The 21,673-nt window shown below is 28.9% G+C and carries 18 protein-coding genes; 8 read left to right on the top strand and 10 right to left on the bottom strand.

All coding sequences use genetic code 11. The annotated features are described in order from the left end of the window. Position 1: 1 nt before the first annotated feature. Together gcvH and gcvT are read right to left on the bottom strand one after the other, a co-directional pair. Positions 2–385: a glycine cleavage system protein GcvH gene (gcvH, locus tag FNZ64_RS03950; RefSeq protein WP_142413553.1), complete on the bottom strand. Its 384-nt coding sequence runs from the start codon at positions 383–385 to the stop codon at positions 2–4. Positions 386–457: 72 nt separating this feature from the next. Further along, positions 458–1,558 carry a glycine cleavage system aminomethyltransferase GcvT gene (gcvT, locus tag FNZ64_RS03955; protein ID WP_142413554.1) on the bottom strand — a complete coding sequence of 367 codons (1,101 nt, stop codon included), beginning with the start codon at positions 1,556–1,558 and terminating at the stop codon, positions 458–460. Positions 1,559–1,937: 379 nt separating this feature from the next. On the opposite strand from gcvT, the gene FNZ64_RS03960 reads away from it, so the two are divergent. From FNZ64_RS03960 to FNZ64_RS03975, 4 genes are all read left to right on the top strand, one after another. Further along, positions 1,938–3,314 (top strand): FG-GAP repeat domain-containing protein, encoded by a 1,377-nt coding sequence (locus FNZ64_RS03960; RefSeq protein ID WP_142413555.1) that lies wholly within the window; start codon positions 1,938–1,940, stop codon positions 3,312–3,314. A 23-nt stretch (positions 3,315–3,337) separates the two neighbouring features. Continuing rightward, entirely contained in the window at positions 3,338–4,027 is a 690-nt protein-coding gene (locus FNZ64_RS03965; RefSeq protein ID WP_142413556.1) for a response regulator transcription factor, read from the top strand. Then, positions 4,020–5,414, top strand: coding sequence for a sensor histidine kinase (locus tag FNZ64_RS03970; RefSeq protein ID WP_142413557.1), 1,395 nt, complete (start codon positions 4,020–4,022; stop codon positions 5,412–5,414). Before FNZ64_RS03965 ends, FNZ64_RS03970 begins: the two co-directional genes overlap by 8 nt. A 75-nt stretch (positions 5,415–5,489) precedes the next feature. Continuing rightward, a complete protein-coding gene (locus tag FNZ64_RS03975; protein ID WP_142413558.1) occupies positions 5,490–6,236 on the top strand; it encodes a hypothetical protein in 747 nt (248 codons plus the stop codon). A gap of 217 nt (positions 6,237–6,453) precedes the next feature. Here FNZ64_RS03975 and FNZ64_RS03980 read toward each other — a convergent pair whose 3' ends face one another. The 7 genes from FNZ64_RS03980 to FNZ64_RS04010 form a co-directional block, all read right to left on the bottom strand. After that, positions 6,454–7,035 (bottom strand): NAD(P)H-dependent oxidoreductase, encoded by a 582-nt coding sequence (locus tag FNZ64_RS03980; protein WP_142413559.1) that lies wholly within the window; start codon positions 7,033–7,035, stop codon positions 6,454–6,456. 236 nt (positions 7,036–7,271) lie between these two features. Beyond that, positions 7,272–7,700 (bottom strand): Fe-S cluster assembly sulfur transfer protein SufU, encoded by a 429-nt coding sequence (gene sufU, locus FNZ64_RS03985; RefSeq protein ID WP_142413560.1) that lies wholly within the window; start codon positions 7,698–7,700, stop codon positions 7,272–7,274. Beyond that, entirely contained in the window at positions 7,690–8,925 is a 1,236-nt protein-coding gene (locus FNZ64_RS03990; protein ID WP_142413561.1) for a cysteine desulfurase, read from the bottom strand. Before FNZ64_RS03990 ends, sufU begins: the two co-directional genes overlap by 11 nt. Positions 8,926–8,939: 14 nt before the next feature. Continuing rightward, complete coding sequence (gene sufD, locus FNZ64_RS03995; protein WP_142413562.1) at positions 8,940–10,073, bottom strand: Fe-S cluster assembly protein SufD; 1,134 nt, start codon at positions 10,071–10,073, stop codon at positions 8,940–8,942. Between the two features lie 14 nt (positions 10,074–10,087). Next, positions 10,088–11,536: a Fe-S cluster assembly protein SufB gene (gene sufB / locus FNZ64_RS04000; RefSeq protein WP_142413794.1), complete on the bottom strand. Its 1,449-nt coding sequence runs from the start codon at positions 11,534–11,536 to the stop codon at positions 10,088–10,090. Positions 11,537–11,552: 16 nt separating this feature from the next. Further along, the gene (gene sufC, locus FNZ64_RS04005; protein ID WP_142413563.1) at positions 11,553–12,317 is read right to left on the bottom strand and encodes a Fe-S cluster assembly ATPase SufC; all 765 of its coding nucleotides are present in this window, start codon (positions 12,315–12,317) and stop codon (positions 11,553–11,555) included. 442 nt (positions 12,318–12,759) lie between these two features. Then, entirely contained in the window at positions 12,760–15,978 is a 3,219-nt protein-coding gene (locus FNZ64_RS04010) for a DEAD/DEAH box helicase (protein WP_142413564.1), read from the bottom strand. Positions 15,979–16,252: 274 nt separating this feature from the next. On the opposite strand from FNZ64_RS04010, the gene FNZ64_RS04015 reads away from it, so the two are divergent. The 4 genes from FNZ64_RS04015 to FNZ64_RS04030 all read left to right on the top strand — a co-directional run bounded on the left by FNZ64_RS04015 (position 16,253) and on the right by FNZ64_RS04030 (position 20,743). Beyond that, complete coding sequence (locus FNZ64_RS04015; RefSeq protein ID WP_142413565.1) at positions 16,253–16,567, top strand: YbjQ family protein; 315 nt, start codon at positions 16,253–16,255, stop codon at positions 16,565–16,567. A 185-nt stretch (positions 16,568–16,752) separates the two neighbouring features. Continuing rightward, entirely contained in the window at positions 16,753–18,102 is a 1,350-nt protein-coding gene (locus FNZ64_RS04020) for a YjiH family protein (RefSeq protein ID WP_423244932.1), read from the top strand. A 308-nt stretch (positions 18,103–18,410) separates the two neighbouring features. Continuing rightward, positions 18,411–19,742 carry a branched-chain amino acid transport system II carrier protein gene (gene brnQ, locus FNZ64_RS04025; RefSeq protein ID WP_142413566.1) on the top strand — a complete coding sequence of 444 codons (1,332 nt, stop codon included), beginning with the start codon at positions 18,411–18,413 and terminating at the stop codon, positions 19,740–19,742. A 320-nt stretch (positions 19,743–20,062) separates the two neighbouring features. Continuing rightward, on the top strand, positions 20,063–20,743 hold the full coding sequence (locus FNZ64_RS04030) for a DUF3793 family protein (protein ID WP_142413567.1): 681 nt from the start codon (positions 20,063–20,065) through the stop codon (positions 20,741–20,743). A 138-nt stretch (positions 20,744–20,881) separates the two neighbouring features. Here FNZ64_RS04030 and FNZ64_RS04035 read toward each other — a convergent pair whose 3' ends face one another. Further along, positions 20,882–21,481, bottom strand: coding sequence for a DUF1836 domain-containing protein (locus FNZ64_RS04035; RefSeq protein ID WP_142413568.1), 600 nt, complete (start codon positions 21,479–21,481; stop codon positions 20,882–20,884). Positions 21,482–21,673 lie beyond the last annotated feature (192 nt).

The raw sequence follows: 21,673 nt of genomic DNA on the forward strand, positions 1-21,673 counted from the left end.
TCTATGCCTCCTCGCTAACAAATTTTTTGTAATCCTCTGCATTCATCAATTCTTCTAATTCTGACTTTTCAGAAAGCTTTACACATAGTATCCAGTTTTCATATGGATCTGCATTTAAAGCATCTGGTGTATCTTCTAATTCTTCATTTACTTCTATTACTGTTCCACTTACTGGTGCAAATGAATCTGATGCTGCTTTAACAGATTCTATTGTTCCAAAAGTTTCATCCTTTGTAAGTTCATCATCAACTTCTGGTAGTTCTACATAAACTATATCTCCCAATGCATCTTGTGCATAATCTGTAATACCTATATAAGCTTTGTCTCCATCTACTTTTACCCATTCGTGATCCTTAGTGTACATTAAATTTTCTAATACTTTCATAATTTTTCCCCCTTATTTTCAAATAATTTATATTTATTAATTAAGCATTTATATTATATTGATTAATATCATCTATTTATTCTTTAAAAATTTCTTCTTAATTGTAATAGCTCTTAAAACTCTATTTCTAACCTTTATTTGAAGTTCTGTACCTAGAGTTGCATGAGTTACATCTATTAAAGCAAATCCAATGGTTTTCCCTAAGGTTGGAGATGCGTATCCAGTAGTTACAACCCCTATGACTTCCCCATCTTTTAGAACCTCATAGCCATGTCTTGCTATTCCCTTATCTAAGAGCTCAAAACCAACTACTTTTCTCTTTACCCCTTCTTCTTTTTGTTTCTTTAGGGCTGACTTTCCTATAAAATCTGCTTCTTTATCAACCTTTACCGCAAATCCAAGTCCTGCTTCCAATGGTGAAATATCTTTTGATATCTCATTACCATATAGTGGTAAACCAGCTTCGAATCTTAATGTATCCCTTGCTCCTAGTCCTACAGGTTTTATTCCCTCTTCTTTACCTGCCTCTAAAAGCCCTCTCCATATTTTAACTATGTTCTCATTTTCAGTGTAAACTTCGAATCCATCTTCTCCTGTATAACCCGTTCTTGAAACTAAACATTTAGCTCCAGCAACCTTAACTTCTGCATCAAATCTAAAGAATTTAATTTTAGATAAGTCTTTATCACATATCTTTTGAAGAATACTTTCAGCCTTTGGCCCTTGAATTGCAATCTCAGAAATTTTATCAGAATTGTTTATTATGTCTACATCAAAATTACCTTTATTGTCTACCATCCATTTGTAATCTTTATCTGCATTACTAGCATTAACTACTAATAGATAATGATCTTTTGAATACCTATATACTAATAAATCATCTACAACCCCACCATGTTCATAACATAACATAGTGTAAATAATGCCGTTATCATCTATAATCCCTAGGTCATTGGTGATTAACTTTTGAATATAGTCAAAAGCATCCTTTCCTTTTACTTCAACTTCTCCCATATGAGACACATCAAAAATACCTGCAGCATTTCTAACTGCTTCATGCTCTGGAATTATTCCCTCATATTGTACCGGTAACTCCCATCCAGCAAAGTCAACTATTTTACCCTTAAGACTTTTATGCTCTTCATATAGAGCAGTTCTTTTAAGATTTTCCATAACCATGCCCCCTTATATTTAAATACAATTGAGTGTATATTATTTGATGCATTTAAAATATTTATTATGATTTAAATGTATCAACATCGGACAATGAATAAAAATACATGTCTTTCTCACCATTTAATTCAACTATTGGGATTATAATTCTGTAATTCAATTTATAGTGGTTATTGTAAAATCAATTCCTATCATAACTAAATTTTATCATAGTATAGTTTTATTTTCAATATCAATACCTATTTTAGTTTAATAATTATTACTGTTTACTATGCTCTTTATTTTGATTATCTTAATTTTTTGATATAATATTTATATAAGGCTATGTAAAATAAATATTTCAGCAAAATTATAATTTAAAATAAGGGTGAGGTGAAGTATGAATAAGCGAATATTATCATTAACATTGTTAATACTTTCTATAATATTAAGTGGATGCTCTTTTATAGAATTACCTACTAATTTAATAAGTAAACCTTCTTCGTATATAAGTAAACAAAAGCTAGATACTGTCATATCTCTACTACTAAAAGAAGGTAAAACCCTAACAATAGCTCTAAGAGATAGTGAAAAAAAAGCTATAAGAGAGATAGACCTAGATAAAGATGGTAAAAATGAATTGATTGTACTTTATAAAAAAGATGATAACTTTTATAATAACTATGGAATTATGATATTAAAACAAAATAATGAAACATGGGAAACTATAAACAACATAACCTTTTCATGTAAAAATATTGATATTGTTGAATATAAAGACTTAACAGGTGATGGCAAACCTGAAATTTTAGTAGGTGTTACACCTTCTGAAAAAAGTAATAATACTTTATTTATATATTCTTATCACAGAGGCTTTTATGAAACTCTAGGTAGTATACCTTATACAAACTTAAAATCATATGATATTAATAATGACAATCTAGATGAACTAATTTCTTTAGAAGAAACATCAACAATTAAAGATAAGTCTTTCCCTTCATTAAAGGTATATACCTTTAAAAACCTTAAAGCTGAGGTCATTGATTCTTTTGACTTTGAAAAACCTCTTGTTAGTACACACTTAAATGTTGGTAAAGCTTCTAAAGATGTTAATGGAATATTTGTAAACATAAATTTAGATAACAAATACTTTTATACTGACTTATTTACACTTGAAAATGGTAAACTAAATGAAGTTCTTCAAAATGAAGAAAAAAAGTCAATTAAAGATATTAAAACCTTTCAAGAGTTTCATACACTTGAAAAAAATCTAAATGTAAATGAAGTTTTTAAAAATACAGTTAAAGACATAAATAATGACGGCATATTGGAGATAGATATTTTAAGACCTTTTGAAAATAATTTAAAAGTCTACACTCCTTCAAATTTTAATTATTGGTATCAATGGAATGGTAATAAAAATCTTAAGCTCTCCTATAGAGAGTATACTAATGCTGAATATAAATATAAAATTTCTATACCACTATCCTTTGGTATGAAGTTTAATATACTTCAAAATGTTAAAGAAGAAGGTGTATTAAATAGAGTAGACTTCTTTATGGATGATTATAAAGATAGTAATAATCTCCTCTTCTCTATTAAAGTTTATTCAAAAGCAAGTTGGTTTTCTAAAGAAAAATTTAATTCTCATACTAAATATGCTATCTTAAAAGAAGATAATGATAAAATTTATATAGGTGTAATAAATGCAAATAAGTTAAAAGAAGATTCTATAAACTTAGATGCTATTAAGAATATATTTAGACCTTTAGAATAATAAATTTAAGTGAGGAAGATAAAATGGCTGATAAAATTTTAGTTCTAGAAGATGAGTTGTCTATTAGAAGTTTTATTAAAATAAAATTAAAAAACTTAGGTTATGAAGTTATAGATGTAGGTAAAGGCACTGAAGCTATTGAAGTTGTAGACTCTTCATTTAAAATAGCCTTACTTGATATTATGTTACCAGATATAGATGGAATAGAGGTTTGCAAAATACTACGCGAAAGATTTCCTAATCTTGGAATAATAATGCTTACTGCAAAGGGGCAAGAATCAGACAAAATTATTGGACTTAAAACTGGCGCTGATGACTATATGGTAAAGCCTTTTAGTCCTTCAGAATTATCCGCTAGAATAGAAGCTCTACTTAGAAGGTTACATAGGCAAGAGCCTTCTTCAAATGTAATAAAAAATCCTCCCTTTATACTGGATAATGACAAGAAGATCTTTCAAAAAAATGGGGTAGATATTCCTTTAACACCTACAGAGTTTTCAATTATGGAATATCTTATGAATAACCCTAATAAGGCTCTTGATAGAGATAGTATATTAGACTATGTTTGGGGAAAAACCTATGTTGGAGATACTAAAACTGTAGACGTGAATATAAGAAGAATTAGACAAAAAATAGAAACTGATTCCTCAGATCCTCAGTTCTTAAAAACTGCATGGGGCTTTGGATACATTTGGAGTGTAAAAAATGATTAGCTTAAAAAATAGGATTTACCTTCAAAATGTGATTATAATAATCTCTCTTGTAATGATATTAGAGTTTATTTTTATATTGTTCTTAAATAACTACTATAATGAAGGGGTGAAAAGAGAACTTCAAAGTAAATTAACCCTTTCCGCTACTTTATATAATAAATACTTAGTAAGGGAAAGTATGGAGGAAAGAATCAGTTATATTCTTGAAAGTGAGTCTAAAAACGAAGCTTTTTATGTAGAATTAATTGACAATGACTTTAACTTACTAATAGATTCCAATGGCTTTAATAATAAAGCTAATACATTTAAATATAAGGATCTTATATTAGCTTCTAAGGCTTCCCCTGACATAGTTAAATATGAAGGAAATGAAACTATAATTGCTATGACTATGCCACTTTATGATAAAGATAGTAAGGTATGGGGATATCTTAGATATTCTACCTGTATTGATAAGGTAAAAAGGACTTTAAACAATATTATTCAACTTTCAATAATAATTATTAGTTTAGTTATAATAATAACATTTTTTTTAAGCTCTATATTAGCAAATAAAATACTAGATCCAATAGAAACTTTAATTAACGCTTCAAAAAAGATGGCTAACGGTGATTTTTCTCAAGATATTGTTATAAAAAATAAAGATGAAATAGGCATACTTGGTGAAACTCTTAATTATATGTCTAAAGAAATAATGAAAAGTAACAAACTAAAAAATGAATTTATATCTTCAATATCCCATGAATTAAGAACTCCTTTAACTGCTATAAAAGGTTGGAGTGAACTAATTCTAACCGGTGATGTAGAAGATTTAAATGACATAAAGGAAGGTATGTCTATAATTTCTAATGAAACAGATAGACTTACAATCTTAGTGGAAGATCTATTAGATTTTTCAAAATTAGAATCTGGAAAAATAAAAATGAATATGGAAAGTGTAAATTTAAAAGAACTAATAAAAGATATATCTTATTATTTTAAAAATACCATTGAAGAAAAAGACCTATCCTTAAAATTAAACTTATGTAAAGAGGATATCATAGTATTAGGAGATAAAAATCGATTAAAACAAGTTTTCATAAATTTATTACATAATGCTATAAAATTTACAGAAGAAGGCAAAAACATATACATTTCATTAAAAATTATAGAAAACTCAAAGGCTTTAATTTCTATTAAGGATGAAGGTATAGGAATTTCAGAAAAAGACCTTCCTAAGGTTACAGAAAAATTCTATAAAGGGAACTCTAAATATTCTGGAAGTGGTATTGGTCTTGCTATTTGCAAGGAAATTTTAACCCTTCATAATGCAGAACTTCATATAGAAAGTGAAGAACATATTGGAACTACCATAATTTTAGCCTTTAATATTTTAACTAATTTGTAACAAAAACATTATCCATATAAAATATAATCTTTATATAGCTAATGATAAACATAATAATATGAAAGAGGTTTTGAAATGAAAAATACTACATTAAAATTTCCCATAGTATTTTCAATCATAATTATAATACTAAGTTCTATAGTTTTTATATCTTTAGAAAACCCTAAATCAAATATCACTAAATTAGAGGGTAAAGCTGATTCAAATACAAATAAGGACCTTTCTAAGGAACCTACTGTTAACATAGAAAATTTCTTTCCTTTAGTTGAAGGCAAAGTTCTTAATTACTCTGGAGTGGCTGAATATGGTGAAAACCTAACTGTCAGTAAAATAATAAATGAACAGAATAAAAAAACTATAATTTTAAAAGGTCAGATTATTAACCTTGAAGATTCAAGTAATAAACCTAGTAAAAATTTAGAATATGCCTATGAAATATATAAAGATTATGTAAAAGTAACTACCCAAAATCCTAATAGAGAATTTTCTCAGTCCATAATCGATTCTCATATTGCTCTTAAAACTCCTATAAAGTCTGGTAACTCCTGGGAGGAAGAAGTGACTATTAATGGTGAAAATCATAAATGCAAAAGTGTAATATTAGATGTATCAAAAGATATGAATGGAAAATCCCTTATTAAGATACAACATATTGTTGAAGATATGCCTAACTACCCTAATGATACCTATAAAGAAATAAAAACTTATAAAGAAGGCCTAGGTTTATATCAATATGAAAGTACTATTCTTTTGCCTAATGATGAAGATAAATCTAAACCTACTCCCTTTGATTTTAAATATAAAATTTTTGAAGACAAGTAAACTTTATATTGTCTTCAAAAAGAGGCTATTGCAAAAGTAATGTTTATTAATTCACTATAAGTAAAACCATGTATGAAAGGGTACTTTGTCTCCCATTTATACATGGTTTTTGTATTATTAGATATACTCTGCATTATGCAACAAATAATTTAATTTGCTTCTATCTAAATTAAATAATAGGTTTAATTTTACCTATGTTCAATAAATGGGAATTTTATTATAGTAATCCTGAAATATTAGTTCTAATATCTCTTAAATAACTCTTTAGTATATCTTCATCTGAAGCTGGCACTTCCCCAAAAAGCATATGACTTACAGTTTTTATGCCACAAAATTCAAAGGTTCCAGCATCCTTTATAGTTTTCATAGCTTCATCCATTCCATTTTTCTTATATGCTTCATTAGAGTTGCCCATAGGGGTAAATATAGCAACTTTTTTACCCTGTAGAAGTCCTATTGGTCCATTTTCTTTATTTACATATGCAAATCCATAGGATAATACTCTATCTAAGTATCCTTTTAAAATAGCTGGTTCACTTCCCCACCATATAGGATATACTAGACTTATAAAATCTGCTTCTTTTATAAACTTCTGCTCTTCTTCTATATCTTTTGGTGTTATACCCTTAGCAAAAGATTCAAAATCTGAAGGTAGAAGAATTGGTTGAAATTTTATTTTGTATAAATCTCTAACCTCTACTTCATAATTTTTTTCTTTAGAAGCTTCTACAAGGGTATCAACAATTCCTTTAGAAAAACTTTTTGGGTTTGGATGTGCAAAAATTATTAGATGTTTCATTAAATTTTCCTCCTAGGTTGTAGTTAGTCAATCATCACTTGCATTAATAATTATTACCTTATTATATTATATTTTGCCTTATTAACCAAGGTAAATCTTATTGCATATAGTCTTTATACTATAATTAAGCCGTCCCACACTCCTCTCTTTTTTAAGTAGAAGCTAAGAACGGCCAGCCACCTCTGAATAAAAGCTATAAGTTTTATTTTGAAATTGTATAAATAGTTCTAAGCTTGTTAAGCTTTATCTATACATTGTTTTAAAGTGTGCCAAGCAAGTACGGCACATTTAACCCTAGCTGGCATATTTGAGATATTCTTTAAAACCATAGCATCTTCTAGTTTTTCTAACTCTTTATCATCAGTAATTTCTCTTTTAATCATCCCTACAAAGGTCTCTACTAATTCCAATGCTTCTTTTTTGTCTCTTCCCTTAATTAAATCTATCATCATAGAAGTTGAGGCTTGAGATATTGCACAACCTACACCATTGAAAGCTGCATCTTCAATAATATCTTCTTTAAATTTTAACTCCAGTGTTATATCATCACCACAACTTGGATTATGTCCTCTTTCACTACAATCCATATGATCTAAGTGTCTCTTATTATGTCCACTAGCATTGTGTTCCATTATAAGTTCTGTATATATTGTACTAAGATCCATATCCTAACCACTTCCTAACATTCTTTAAACTATCTATAAATATGTCTACTTCTTCTTTTGTATTGTAAAAATAAAAACTTACTCTAGCTGTAGAATTTAAATTCAAATATTTCATAAGAGGTTGAGCACAATGATGCCCTGCCCTTAGAGCTACTCCATAAGAATCCATTATAGTAGCTATATCATGTGGATGAACCCCTTCTATATTAAAAGATATTACTGCTCCCCTATTTTTCATGTCTAAAGGACCTACTATATTTACATAAGGTATATGTTTTAACTTTTCAAGGGCATAACTTGTAAGGTCTTCTTCTCTCTTATTAATATATTCAAACCCTACTTCTTCTATATATTCTATAGCTGCCATAAGACCTATGGCACCCTCTACATTTTGTGTTCCAGCCTCAAATTTATAGGGAAGTTCTGCAAAGGTAGACTCCTGTTCTTCCACATATTCTATCATGTCTCCTCCATATAAAAATGGTGGCATTTTATTTAAAAATTCTCTCTTTCCATATAAAACTCCAATACCCATAGGTGCCATTAACTTGTGTCCTGAAAACACTAGAAAATCTGCATCTAAATCTCTAACATCCACTTTCATATGTGGAACACTTTGAGCTCCATCTACAACAACAATAGCACCATTATCATGGGCAATTTTTGAGATTTCTTTTATAGGATGGATACTTCCTAGTGCATTGGACATTTGAGCTATACTTACAATTTTAGTCTTATGATTTATCTTAGACTTAACTTCTTCTAAGTTTATCCTACCCTCTGAATTTAGATATATATACTTTAATTTAGCCCCTCTAGCTTTAGCTACTCTTTGCCAAGGAATTAAATTGCTATGATGTTCTGAGATTGATATTAAAATCTCATCATCCTTATTTAGAAAATTCATTCCATAGGAATAAGCTAAAAGATTCAAGGACTCTGTAGTATTTTTAGTAAATATTATCTCTTCAAAATGTTCTGCATTAATAAATTTCCTAATAGTTTCCCTAGCCTTATCATAAGCTTCTGTAGAAACTACACTTAAATAATGAGCACCTCTATGAACATTGGCATTTAATTTGTTATAGTACTCTTCTATAGCCTTTACAACCTTTAAAGGTTTATGTGTAGTTGCAGCATTATCTAAATATACTAATTGCTTACCGTTTACCTTTTCTTTTAATATAGGAAAGTCATTTCTAATTTCCATTATATTTTTATCCATTTTAATCACCAAACCTATGCTTCTACTAACTTTTTATGAATTTCATTTTCAATATTTTCACGTATAATCTCTACAGGTATTAAATCTAGTATAGGTTTAAAGGAAGCTTCTACTATAAGCTTTTTAGATTCCTTTTCACTTAATCCTCTGCTCATTAAATAGAATAACTTATCTCCATCTATTTTCCCTGCACTTGCAGCGTGTTGTCCTTCTACATCATCTTCCTCGCATAGGAGTAAGGGAATTGCATCGGATTTTACCCTAGGATCTAACAAAATAGCATATTCTTCTTCTGACCCCTTAGACCTTGATGCACCTTTTTTAAAGTCTAAAGTGCCCTTAAACATTTTATTTCCCTCGTCCTTTAATACTCCTCTTATCTCCATATCACTGTTGGTTCTTCTTCCTCTATGGTTCATAATATAATTTAAATCTGTATACCTATCACCATCTACAAGGTAGATAGATTTTAAATTACTTTCAGCTGTATCCTCATCTAAATTCGTTACAATATTACTAAAGCTCTTTTTTGCTCCTAATTCCACATTCACATAGTTTACCTTTGCCCCATAATCTACATATGACACATTTGAATCAAAATTCTCAGAATCCTTGTTCATCATCTGAACTTTTATAAGATTTACCACTGCCCCTTTTTTTGCGTAAATCTTTGTAAGTCCATTATGAAAAGCTTCTTTTTCTGTCTCTGTACCATATTGAATTACAATAGTTATTTCACTATTTTCTTCTGCTACAATTATATTGTTATCTATTAGTTTATTCTCACTATCTCTTATCTTATAATCTAGGACTATGGGTTCTTTTATTTTCTCACCTTTTTTTATATGAACTACTATTCCAGAGTTGAAATTTTTCTCTGCATTTCCTACAAATTCTTCACTTACTCCATAGGCTAAATCGTTTCTTCCATGATATACATCTTTGTATTTTAAATTAAAACTCTTATTTAATAGTTTTTCTATTTCTTCCTCATTATAAGCGCTTCTATTTTTTATAAATGAATTTTCTTTTACTATATCTATATTATATTTTATTTCCGGGAAATTATAATTTTCCAAAGGTACATTATTAACTTTAAGCCATCTCCAAGTTAAAACTGGAGAGTTATTTAATAAAATTTCTTTCACCTTTACTCACCTCTCTATCCTATGGTTCCTTCAAGTTCTAGATTAATTAAATTATTCATCTCAACTGCATATTCAAGAGGTAATTCTTTTGAAATTGGCTCCACAAAGCCTCTAACTATCATTGCCTTAGCCTCTTCTTCACTAATTCCTCTACTCATAAGATAGAATATAGCCTCATCGCTTATTCTTCCTATTTTAGCTTCATGCCCTAAATCTACTTCATCATTTGCTATATCAATTACTGGTATGGTATCTGATTTTGATATATTATCTAACATAAGTGATTCGCAGGAAACTGTAGATTTTGAGTGATGAGCATTGGGAGTGATTTTAACTAATCCTCTATATAATGCAACTCCGCCATCCTTAGAAATAGACTTTGAGTTTATAGTTGAAGATGTATGAGGTGCTGCATGAACAACCTTTGTTCCTGTATCTAAGTGCTGCCCTTTACCTGCAAAAGTAATGCCTGTAAATTCTGCCCTAGCCCCTTCTCCTTTTAGAACACTCATAGGATATAACATAGATACCTTAGATCCAAAAGAACCAGAAACCCATTCTATAGAACCATTTTTTTCAACTATGGCCCTTTTTGTATTTAAGTTATACATATTCTTTGACCAATTTTCTATGGTACTGTAACGAAGGTTTGCACCCTCTTTAACAAACAATTCAACACAGCCTGCATGAAGATTATTAACTGAATACTTAGGTGCTGAACACCCTTCAATAAAATGGAGTTTTGCCCCTTTTTCCAATATTATTAGGGTATGCTCAAATTGTCCTGCTCCTTTAGCATTTAGTCTAAAATAAGACTGAATTGGAATATCAACCTCTACTCCTTCTGGAACATATACAAAGGACCCGCCAGACCAAACTGCTCCATGTAGAGCTGCAAATTTATGATCGCTTGGAGGAACACACTTCATAAAGTATTCTTTAACTAAGTCCTCATGCTCTCTCATAGCTGTCTCTATATCTGTATATATTACACCTTGCTTTGTAAGGTCTTCTCTTACACTATGGTATACAACCTCTGAATCATACTGTGCTCCTACCCCAGCTAGAGACTCTCTCTCTGCCTTTGGAATTCCTAAAAGGTCAAAGGTTTGTTTAATATCCTCTGGCACTTCATCCCAAGAACCCTTCATATCAGTATCTGGTCTTACATAGGTTACTATATTATCTATATCTAAATCTGTAATATCAGGACCCCAAGTTGGAACATCAATTTCATTATATATTTTTAAAGATTTTAATCTAAAATCTCTCATCCACTGTGGTTCATCTTTTTCTTTAGAAATTTCTCTTATAATATCTTCTGTTAGACCTTTTTCTGACTTATAACTATATCTCTCTTGATTTTTTATATCGTATATACCTCTTTCAAGGTCTTCTACATAAGTCCTTTTTCTTTTATCTTCTTTATCTACTTTATCTACTTTTAGATTTAATAAATCCATTCCTTTATTCACCATTTTACTCACCTCTGGAATATTGAACTTCTTCCTTGATCCCCTCATACCCATTAGACTCTATGTCTTTTGCTAAAGAATAATCTCCTGTCTTAACTATTTTTCCATCCATTAATACATGGACATAATCCGGTTCTAAATATTCAAGAATTTTATTGTGGTGTGTAATTATTAATATTGAGTTTTCTTCTTTCTTAAATAACTTAACTCCTTCAGCTACATCTCTAACAGCATCCACATCAAGACCTGAATCTGTTTCATCTAATATTGCAAGTTTTGGCTCTAATATAGCCATTTGAAGTATTTCGTTCTTCTTTTTTTCTCCTCCAGAGAATCCAAGGTTTAAATATCTATCTGCATACTCTTCTTTCATTTTTAATAGTTTCATCTTTTCTTGTAACTCTTTTTTAAATTGCATAACCCTTATAAACTTTCCTGTTACTGCTCCCTTAGCTGTTCTTAAAAAATTTTCAACAGTTATACCAGGAACTTCTTCTGGATATTGAAAAGATAAAAACAATCCTTTTTTAGCTCTTTCATTAGGCTTAAGCTCTTTTATTTCTTCATCTTCTAATAATATTTCTCCACTTTCAACATGATACTTAGGATGCCCCATTAAAACATTTGCAAGAGTTGACTTTCCAGCACCATTGGGTCCCATAATAACATGTATTTCACCTTTATTTATATTTAAATTTAGACCTTTTAAAATCTGTTTATCTTCTATATTTGCATAAAGATTTTTTATTTCTAATAACTTTTCCATAATATTCTCTCCTTACTGGAAAATAAATTCGCCCTTTAATTCCGAGTAAATTAGTCGGGATTATTTTCAAAAGATAACCCTAGCTAAAGCTAGAGTCTCTTTATGTTGGGATAAATAATGACCTAAATTTTTCTTAAAACTAATTGCACTTAATTCAACACTTTATTGGTTAATTTTATTTGGTAATTTTATATTGGCTAATTTTATAATGATTATAGTTTTCCACTGATAATCATTATCTTATATATAATATACATTTTTTATTTTAAAAAGTCAACCATTTTACTCGGAATTAATAAAGAATTTTTATCCAATAACTTTCTGCTCTAATACAATCATCTCCTTCAAAGATTGTATCTAAGATGATTCAGCCCCTAAATAAAAAGTTCTAAACTTCAATAGGTGTAAAAACTCCCTATAAAGCTTAGAACTATATTTGCATTTTCTAAATAAATAATTCTAATAACTCTCTTGATGTCATTGTACTTAATAGATTCTCTGAAAGATTATTATCCTCCATAATTTCATTTACTATGGCTTTTTTCTTTTCTTGAAGTTTTTGAATTTTTTCTTCTATTGTTCCCTTTGAAATTAATTTAATTACTTGAACTGTGTTTTTTTGTCCTATTCTATGAGCTCTATCCGTTGCTTGTTCTTCAACTGCAGGGTTCCACCATGGATCAAAATGTATAACTATATCGGCTCCAGTAAGGTTTAGTCCTGCTCCTCCTGCTTTTAAAGAGATTAAGAATACTTCTGCCTCTCCTTTATTAAACCTTTTGACAAGCTCCATTCTCTCCTCTGACTTTATTGTTCCATCTAAATAAAAATACTCTATATTTAACTCTTTTAAGCCTTTTGATATATTTTTTAATACAGAGGTAAATTGAGAAAATAATAAAACACGATGCCCTTCCTTAGTACTTTCCTCTAAAAGTTCTCCTAAGTATTGAATTTTACTACTCTCGCCCTTATAATTTTCTAAAAAAACAGAAGGATCGCAGCATATCTGTCTAAGCCTAGTTAGTGCCCCTAAGATTTTAAACCTACTCTCTTCAATACCTTTTAATTTAACTTCTTCTTCTATCTCACTTTTTAAAGCTTCCACATATGAGGTATACAACTTCTTCTGTTCCTCATTCATAGAAATTAGAACATTATTATATATCTTAGGAGGAAGTTCTTTTATAACATCCTTTTTTAATCTTCTCATTATAAATGGCTTAATTTTATTTTTAAGCTCCTTTTGAGCCTCTTCATTTCCATCCTTAGCTATAGGCACTTCATATTTTGCATAAAATTTATTATGAGTTAAAAGATAAGATGGCATTATAAAATCAAAAATAGACCATAACTCTGATAAATTATTCTCTATTGGGGTTCCTGTTAGTGCAAACCTTCCCTTTGCTTTTATTTCTTTTACTGTTATAGCATTTTGTGAAGATAGATTTTTTATATATTGAGCCTCATCTAAAATACAATAAGAAAATGCAAAGTCCTTATAATTCTCTATATCTCTTCTAACTAATCCATAGGAAGTTAAGACTATATTATAATTTTTTAGCTCCTTAATTTTATCTTCTCTCTCTTTTTTACTTCCATCTAATATTAAAACCTTAAGCTCCTTTGAAAACCTTTTTATTTCCTCATACCAGTTATATACAAGAGAGGTTGGACAAACTATCAAAGCTGTACCACTCTCCTTTTCAGAAGTTAAAAATGCAATGGTTTGAAGGGTCTTTCCAAGTCCCATTTCATCTGCTAAAATTCCACCAAAGCCATAACTTGATAAGGTCTTAAACCATTTAAATCCAATAACTTGATAGGATCTAAGTATATTTTCCATATTATTTGGTATTTTATAATCTATATCTCTAACCTCTTTTAAATTGGATACCAGCTCTATAAACTCCTTATTTTTATTTACATAAGCAGCTGAATCATTTAACTTTTGTTCTATATAAAAGGCATCAAATCTAGGTAACTTAATAAGGTCCTTACTATAATCTTCAGGTGGTACATCCAAATACTCTAATATATCCGATACACTCTTTAACATATTTTCATTAAGTAATACAATATCACCCTTATCTAGCTTATAATATTTTTTCTTTTCTCTTAAAGCCATAAATATCTGTATAAGCTCCTTTTTATCTACTCCTTTTATTTCAAAAGAAAACTCTAACATATCTTCTTTATTTAATCTTAAACTACATTTATATTGAGTTGAATTGTATATTTTAGTACTTTTAAAGCTATCTGAATAATAAACGTCCCACATATCAGGTAAAGCCTCAATGCCATTAACTAAAAACTCTACAATTTCATCTTCATTATCTAGAATAAATCTTCCAACATCCTCCTTAAAATTAAGAGAATATATCTTTTCTATAACTTCCGATTCTTCTTTTATATTACGCATTAATATGCCTTTTTCATCTCTAACTTCTTCTTTTGAAAAAGGATCTATTTCTATTTCTCCATAGTTAAATTTTACTCTTAGGATTATACAATCACTTTCCTTATCCAAATATAACTTTACTCTTAAATCCTCTACATAAAATTCTTCTCTAATATCATCCTTTACTTCTAGTTTTCCTAGTATTTTTACCTTTGGTAATATAAAAGAAGCAAAATCACTTTTCTGCCCCTCATTTATCTCTAGTCTACACCCCTTATTTTCTATCATAACCTTATATAAAGGTATATAGAGCTTTTTCTTTTCATCCTTTAATGTACATATATTCCCCTTGTAAAAGAAATACTCCATGTCTCTAGTAAGAGGAAATGGCACAAGATTATTCTTATGATAGAGATGTATTTCCCCCTCTTCTTTTTGAAGAGAAAATTCTATATCTTCATCTTCTTTAAAGCCTACATTTTCATAACTTCCCATGGGAAGCTCTAATAAAATAGTTTTATCCCTTAATAAACTTAAAAACCTTTTAAATTGAGGATCTAAAAGATAAAGATTTTTCCCACTAAAAAGACTTTTATTTACAGAAAATAAATTATAGCTAGATGATATGGATTCTTCCACTTCTAAGACCTCTACTAAAAAGTCTAATATCCACTTATCTTCCTTTGAAAATTCATGTCTTTCAAAATCCAGGGTGAAGTTCTTCCCAAACCCTAAATTCTGATTAAAATAATATGCTTTAAGAAAATCCTTAATATTTTTCACCACATAATATTTCTCTAAGCCAACCCTTAAAGAAAGAGAATTTTGTGCCTCTCTATGAGAGGAATTTTTCATAGTTATTTCTAAATTTAAAACTTCTTTTCGGCTTTTATGTATACTTAGAGGTTTCTTATATATATCTAGAAGAAGATTTAAATTATCTTCTTTAGCAAAATTATATTCATTTATAGCCTTTAAATATGCAGCAACTATGTGCTTGCAAATTACACCCTTTTTTTCAAAATGAGGGCATGTGCAATTATACTCTTCTAGTATTTCACCTTTTTCATTAACATAAAAACTTACACTATATTCATTATATCCATCAGAAGAAACAACCCTAGTGTTTATACGGTTCATGCTATGCTCAACAGCCTCTACATCAAGGTCTAAGACATAATCCTCATCATAATATTCTTCGCCTTTTTTATATGTAAAAATATCACAATATTCTTTTATATTACCCAAGTTAGTTAAAGCCATTTTAATTATCCTTTCTAAGATTCACTTTCTTATAATAAGATTAACTTCCTTATAATATATAATATTAACACAAAAACTGGATTTTAAATGAAGTAGTTATAAAAATATATTATAGTATGAAAAAATTTTTTTAATACTGCACAATAATTAGATAGATTTACCATGTGGTAAAAGTATAAGAAAAATTAATGAAAATAAGCTAAAAAAGAATTTTACAAACTTAATAAAATAAAGTTATACTTTACGTAACTAACCTAATTGAGGAGGGCTTTATATGTTATTAGTTAATTTACCAAGTATTCCAGGTAAAAATTATGAAATACTTGGAGTATGTGAGGGTGCTTGTGTATATTCAAAACATTTTGGAAAAGATTTAATGGCCGGTCTTAAAAACATAGTTGGTGGAGAATTAGGATCATATACTGAAATGATTGAAGACGGCAAAAATAGGGCTAAAGATAAGTTAGTGAAAGAAGCTATGGCTATGGGAGCAGATGGTGTACTAAATGTAACTTATTCAGTTACTAATATGAGTCAAGGAACTGCCTTTGTTATCTTAGCTACAGGTACAGCTGTAAAATTTGTATAGAGTAAACCCCTTTAAGATCTTAAGATTTTAAAGGGGTTTTCCATTTTTAACAGTGTAAATAATATTTTTTGCATATTTATTTATATTTTTTGCATATTTATATTGATTTTTTCTGAAAAACAGTTACAATAATATACTATAAGATTAAACAACAAATAAAAGGCAGGTGAACTAAAATGTTAAATATTGAAAATAAATCCCCTAATAACATAGGTTTTTTCAAGTTTTTCATTCCTTCATTATTCGGTATTATATTTTTTATGATCCCTATTAAAGTTAATGGTGACTTAATAATCCCCGTTGCACTACTATCTAAAATGTTGCATAATTATTTATCTAACTATTTACCATTGATTATGACCATACTTATATGTGCTTCACTAGGCTTCACATTGATAGCTAAGATATTGAAACCAAAGTTTATTACTGAAAATAATTTTTTAACCTCACTTTTTAATGTTTCACCAGTTTGGTTCGTGGCTAGAATTTTAAGTGCTATATTTGCAATATGTGTATTTTTTAAAGTAGGTCCTGAATTTATATGGTCTGAAAATACAGGTGCCTTACTTTTATATGACTTGCTCCCTGTACTATTTTCTGTATTTTTATTTGCAGGATTATTTCTCCCAATACTTTTAAACTTTGGGTTGTTGGAATTTGCAGGTTCATTACTTACTAAGGTCATGCGCCCAATTTTTAATTTACCAGGTAGATCTTCAGTTGACTGTATTGCTTCTTGGCTTGGGGATGGAACTATAGGTGTTCTTTTAACTAGTAAACAATATGAAGAAGGATTCTATACAAAACGTGAGGCTGCAGTAATTGGTACAACCTTCTCTTTTGTATCAATAACCTTTAGCTTAGTAGTTATATCACAAGTAAACTTAGCTCATATGTTTGGTGTGTTTTACTTAACCATAATCATATCTGGAATAGCAGCAGCCATTATAATCCCTAGAATACCACCTCTTTCTAGAAAAGAAGATACATATTATAATGGAGAGAAATGCGATAAAAATAATGAACTTATTCCAGAAGGGTATACTTCTTTAACTTGGGGAGTTACCAAAGCCGTTGAAAGAGCAGAAGCTAATAAATTATCTTCTATACTAACAGAAGGTATTAAAAATGTACTAGATATGTGGGTAGGTGTATCCCCTATAGTTTTAGCTATCGGAACTTTAGCTCTAATATTAGCTGAATATACTCCTATATTCCAGTGGCTTGGACTTCCGTTTATCCCTTTATTAAACTTACTTCAAATTCCTGAAGCAACACAAGCTTCTAGTACACTTGTAGTTGGCTTTGCAGATATGTTTTTACCTACAGTTATAGGCGCTACTATTAAAAGTGATTTAACTCGTTTTGTAATAGCTGCTGTTTCTGTAACTCAACTTATTTATATGTCCGAGGTTGGAGGACTATTATTAGGTTCTAAAATTCCTGTATCTATTAAAGATCTTTTAATAATATTTTTAGAACGTACCCTAATAACACTTCCAATTATAGCTTTAATAGCACATATAATTTTCTAAATTTAAGTGTTTTACATGAGAATTTTTTCTCTATTTTATCCGATGACTATCCGCCCTAATATCCCCCCTAAACCCAAGAACTATGTTTATGTTAAATATATATTGTTCTAAAAGCAATGATGAAAATCATTGCTTTTATATTATAATTATTAATAAAGCACTTTAAGTTATTCTTCTTATAAGATATTCAATATTTATTATTTTTTGAATATTTCAGTAACTTATTGTTGCTTTTAGGAAAGTTCTTATTTAAAATAAGATTAGCATAGTTATAAATATAGTAACTAATATTTTATAAGGAGAAAATCATGAAAAAAACATTAAAGTTTTCTGAAGTTTTATCTATTGGTTTAATGCTTTTTGCCGTTTTTTTTGGTGCTGGAAATGTAATTTTTCCTCCACTTTTAGGTCAGGAAGCAGGAAGTAATGTATGGTCAGCTGTAACTGGATTTATAGTGGCTGACGTAGGTTTATCCTTAGTCACCATTATAGCAATTACTCGTTCCGGTGGGAGTTTTGACGATCTAGCTAATAAAGTGAATCCTAAATTTGCTAGATTAATTTCTATTATTATCTATCTTACCATAGGACCACTTTGCGTTATCCCTAGAACCGGTGCAGTTTCTTATGAAATCAGTGCTCTTCCACTAATCCCTCCTTCATTTACACATAAGTGGATAATAAGCATTGCATTTACCTCTATATTTTTTCTTTTAACTTATTTTCTAGCTCTAAATCCTTCAAAATTAGTAGATTTTATTGGAAAGTTTCTTACCCCTATTTTATTGTTTCTTATAGGCGTAATAGTAGTAAAATCTTTTATAACCCCTATAGGTGTACCTTCTACACCAGTGCAGGACTATGCTAATCATGCTTTCTTTAAAGGATTTATAAATGGTTATTTAACCTTAGATGTCTTAGGTGCTATAGTTATCTGTACTATAGTTTTAAATGCTATAAAGCAATGTGGAATCACAGATTCCAAAGGAATTATAAAATACACATTAATTTGTGGAGTGATAGCATGTATAGGCTTAATGATAGTTTATTTTTCATTAGGATATTTAGGAGCAACTAGTGCACCCCTTGGACAAGCTAAAGATGGTGGACAACTTCTTGCAAATATAGTAATACACTTGTTCGGCAAATGGGGAATAATTTTATTAGGTGGTGTGGTAACCTTTGCATGTCTTACAACTTCTATTGGACTTGTAGCTGCTTTTGCAGAGTATTTTAAAAAAATTTCGCCTAGGTTCAAGTATAAAAACACTATAGCAATTGTATGTATATTTAGTTTTATAATTTCTAATTTGGGCTTAAGCACTATACTTAAATTAACTATACCTGTTCTTCTAGTGCTATATCCTGTAACAATTATTCTTATATTTTTATCATTTTTAGATAAAATAATAGGCTCTAAAAAATTTGTTTATTATTTTGGAATTACCGCTGGTTTTATAGTAAGCTTAATACAGGTTTTAGATAATCTAGATCTTATATTACCTTATATAAGTAACTTTGCAAAAGCCATACCTTTATATGAATTAGGTATAGGATGGCTTGTACCAAGTATTTTAGCCTCCCTATTAGGTTTTTTTATGCCTACAAAAAAATCTAGAAATATGACTAAAATAAGTTAAGTATCTCTTCCCCAAAATAAATAAAGCCATGTATAAAAGGTGATTAAAATGTCCCTTACAAAGGGTACACTTTATTATTCTCCTATTTATACATGGTTTTTCTTAGTTATAAATACATCCTTATGTTTTCATCTATTGACTTTGTTCGAATATTAATATAATATATTTCATTATTGAAAATGATTATCGTTATACTTATATGGGGTTTTTAAACTATATTAGATTACAACCCTTGCAATCATTGGTTTTATATAAATTTATATATTTAATTAAAAATAAAACCGACCAGTACATATTGATTTCTAGTAAGAAAATAAAAAATGGCTTCTTTGCCACAATTAGATGAAATATTTAAACGAAAGGTTGGATATATAATGAAAAAAGATTTTATTACTCTATTAAATAATCTAGATGGGCAAAATTATATGTATTGTTTTTTAACTTACCTTTTATCACCAGTTATTACTGGAATCAAGCCATCATCAACTATTACTTTAAAAAAGGAAATGAAAGATATATTTGAAATTTGGGAAGAAAATAAAGAAGATTATTTAAATACTTTAGGCTTAGAATATATTGTTTTAAAGGAATACCCTCACTGCAAAACAGTGCTTGTATATAATAGAGCAAATCTTAAAAGAGTTTTATTAAAAGAAGAGAATCAAGAATTTCTACACAAAATAGGGTATAGCAAAAATGTAAACTTAGAGGAATTCTTAAAAACTTTAAAAGTTAGATATAACACTATTCACTGCCCCCATGAATTAGGAGTGTTTCTTGGAATTCCCCTTTATGATGTTAAAGCATTTATGGAGTGTTCTGAAGAAAAATGCTTAATGTGCCGTTACTGGAAAGTGTATAAAAATGAAGAAATGGCAGAAAATATATTTAGGTATTATGATAAATCAAAGGAACTAGTTATGAATCATCTTCTCTCAGGCTTAAAATTAGATGAAATAATACCTAAAATATATAATTCTTATAATTATATATTTGCATAAAAGTATGCCCTCTTTTATTTTTAGAAGGGCATACAAAGCTATTATATAACACCTTAATACTTTAATTTTTAAAACTTAAAAAATATATTTTAGTATAGCAACTATACCGTGCAGCCATTTTATATTCTCTTAAAAGACCTATTTATTATCTTTTGCAATATTATCCAAAATACTTTCCGCTGCTCTTTTATACAAATTACTCATGGTCACTAAAGAAGTTAAAAGTAAAAAATCACTTATATACTCCTCCTTGTTATCCATGTCTCCCTTATCATCCTTCTCTTTTTTTATAGATCCTATATCTTCTATGTTTTTTTCTACATACTCATAAAAATCATCTACATTTTTATCATAAAGCTTTAAATACTTAGAATAAATTCCTCTTAAATCACAGTTATCTCCCTGATTTATCTTGGTAACCATAGGATCTAAGGAAATTTTTATATCCTTTATGGAAAGTACCCCCTTAAGTTGATATATAAGGCTTATAAGTATTAAGTGATCTTTAGTATACTTTTTATTATTCACCGGCATAAATAATTTTCCCTTTGAATAATTATTTATCATTGTCTTAGTTAAAACCTTATCTTCTTCATTTCTTAAAGTATCACTAAATTTTTTTTCAAATAATTGAATTACTTGATCCATATATAAATCTATTTCAGGTATGTCTTCTAAACTTATATTTTCCTTAAGATTTAACCTCTCTATATATTCTCTTATTTCATCATTTTTCATGTGAACACCATCCTACGTAGATTTTAAAACTATATACTATAATATCAATATCATAATTTATAAAAAAAATAAAGGGATATGTCTAAAATAATTTAATATAAATAATTTTAAAAACCAAAGAATAAAACATTGCATATATTAAGAGAAATATGGTAATATTATATTACACATAGTTTTAAAAACTATATCATA

Origin of the sequence: Hathewaya massiliensis, assembly GCF_902143515.1 — a bacterium.
Taxonomy (GTDB): Bacteria; Bacillota; Clostridia; order Clostridiales; family Clostridiaceae; genus Hathewaya; species Hathewaya massiliensis.

What these genes read in the sequence shown, in the direction of transcription:
- gcvH (WP_142413553.1), bottom strand. Translation starts at nt 385, where the DNA reads ATGAAAGTATTAGAAAATTTAATGTACACTAAGGATCACGAATGGGTA.
- gcvT (WP_142413554.1), bottom strand. Translation starts at nt 1,558, where the DNA reads ATGGAAAATCTTAAAAGAACTGCTCTATATGAAGAGCATAAAAGTCTT.
- FNZ64_RS03960 (WP_142413555.1), top strand. Translation starts at nt 1,938, where the DNA reads ATGAATAAGCGAATATTATCATTAACATTGTTAATACTTTCTATAATA.
- FNZ64_RS03965 (WP_142413556.1), top strand. Translation starts at nt 3,338, where the DNA reads ATGGCTGATAAAATTTTAGTTCTAGAAGATGAGTTGTCTATTAGAAGT.
- FNZ64_RS03970 (WP_142413557.1), top strand. Translation starts at nt 4,020, where the DNA reads ATGATTAGCTTAAAAAATAGGATTTACCTTCAAAATGTGATTATAATA.
- FNZ64_RS03975 (WP_142413558.1), top strand. Translation starts at nt 5,490, where the DNA reads ATGAAAAATACTACATTAAAATTTCCCATAGTATTTTCAATCATAATT.
- FNZ64_RS03980 (WP_142413559.1), bottom strand. Translation starts at nt 7,035, where the DNA reads ATGAAACATCTAATAATTTTTGCACATCCAAACCCAAAAAGTTTTTCT.
- sufU (WP_142413560.1), bottom strand. Translation starts at nt 7,700, where the DNA reads ATGGATCTTAGTACAATATATACAGAACTTATAATGGAACACAATGCT.
- FNZ64_RS03990 (WP_142413561.1), bottom strand. Translation starts at nt 8,925, where the DNA reads ATGGATAAAAATATAATGGAAATTAGAAATGACTTTCCTATATTAAAA.
- sufB (WP_142413794.1), bottom strand. Translation starts at nt 11,536, where the DNA reads ATGGATTTATTAAATCTAAAAGTAGATAAAGTAGATAAAGAAGATAAA.
- FNZ64_RS04010 (WP_142413564.1), bottom strand. Translation starts at nt 15,978, where the DNA reads ATGGCTTTAACTAACTTGGGTAATATAAAAGAATATTGTGATATTTTT.
- FNZ64_RS04015 (WP_142413565.1), top strand. Translation starts at nt 16,253, where the DNA reads ATGTTATTAGTTAATTTACCAAGTATTCCAGGTAAAAATTATGAAATA.
- brnQ (WP_142413566.1), top strand. Translation starts at nt 18,411, where the DNA reads ATGAAAAAAACATTAAAGTTTTCTGAAGTTTTATCTATTGGTTTAATG.
- FNZ64_RS04030 (WP_142413567.1), top strand. Translation starts at nt 20,063, where the DNA reads ATGGCTTCTTTGCCACAATTAGATGAAATATTTAAACGAAAGGTTGGA.
- FNZ64_RS04035 (WP_142413568.1), bottom strand. Translation starts at nt 21,481, where the DNA reads ATGAAAAATGATGAAATAAGAGAATATATAGAGAGGTTAAATCTTAAG.